Below are 318 nucleotides of genomic sequence, written 5' to 3' on the forward strand. Positions count from 1 at the left end.
GTGCGTTTGCCGTGACTCGACGGGGTTGGGATAAGGGCAGTCATTTGCGCAGGAAGGTATCCGGAGTTGATGGAGCAATGAGCAGGTTTACTGCGTCTTACGAACGATTGCGACCAGATTGAGCGACGGCGACAGACCGGGGCCGATACGGACACTGTCGGAACTGAAATCGGATCGTGCAGCGGTCGAACCTGGATTCGAGTCCGATGTCTGCTTCGCAGCCGGCCGACCTTTGACCTTGTGCACCAGGTTCAAAAGGGCCACGCGCAATGTGCGGGGATAAAAGGGCAGGGTGAACGGCAGGGAAAGCCATTTAAG

At 57.2% G+C, this 318-nt stretch carries 1 protein-coding gene; it reads right to left on the reverse strand.

Annotated elements, in window-relative coordinates; genetic code table 11:
• Positions 1-87: 87 nt before the first annotated feature.
• On the reverse strand, positions 88-318 hold a 231-nt coding region (locus EN850_RS36925), incomplete at its 5' end, for a hypothetical protein (RefSeq protein ID WP_210238073.1).

The organism is Mesorhizobium sp. M8A.F.Ca.ET.207.01.1.1 (assembly GCF_004794715.1).
Classification (GTDB): domain Bacteria; phylum Pseudomonadota; class Alphaproteobacteria; order Rhizobiales; family Rhizobiaceae; genus Mesorhizobium.